This window comes from Micrococcus sp. LASM2_SD2 (assembly GCF_057364565.1).
Genome location: NZ_JBNFOB010000480.1, coordinates 1 through 597, shown reverse-complemented (window position 1 = coordinate 597; position 597 = coordinate 1). Strand labels below are relative to the sequence as shown.

The following is a 597-nucleotide window of genomic DNA, read 5'->3' as shown; positions in this document are numbered from 1 at the left end:
CCGTGGCCGCGGACATCGCCCAGGACGGCCCGGCACTGACCGACGCCCTGCAGGCCCGCGCGGACGTGCTGCGCCGGCTCGGCCGCCCCGTCCAGGCCGATCTGGAGGTGCAGCTGGGCGCCGCCCTGCTGCACGAGCCGGACGCCTTCGAGGCCACCGTGCTGGCCGGCGTGGTGGAGGACGAGCGGACACGTCTGAGGCGGGTCGGCGACTCCGCGGACACGGTGCTGCCGGAGGCGTTGACGGCCCTGTCCGTCGCACGCAGCCAGGACGGGGACCATGAGGGCGCCCTGGAGCTCGTGGACGAGGCGATCGGCCTGATGCGGAGGATCAAGGTGTCCGGGGACGTGCTGCCGTGGGGTTCCCTCGCCTCGGCTCAGCTGCTGCGCGGCCGGCTGTGCCTGTGGACTTCGGACCCGGACGGCGCCCAGGACGCGGCCTGTGACGTGCTGGCCCGCCCCTGCGGCCGGGCCGTCCGGGCGTCGGCGCTGCTGGTGCGCGCCCCTCGCCTGCCACGCCCTGCAGCGCCTGGACGACGCGACGGACTGGGGGCATCGCCGCGCTGGAGCTGATGCAGCGTGCGGGGTCTGCGCCGCG

At 76.2% G+C, this 597-nt stretch carries 1 protein-coding gene; it reads left to right on the top strand.

From position 1 onward, the window contains the following. Window positions 1-572, top strand: a 572-nt coding sequence (locus AC2W7A_RS13220; protein WP_485991730.1) for a hypothetical protein, incomplete at its 5' end; no start/stop codon positions are given. Between the last annotated feature and the right edge of the window lie 25 nt (window positions 573-597).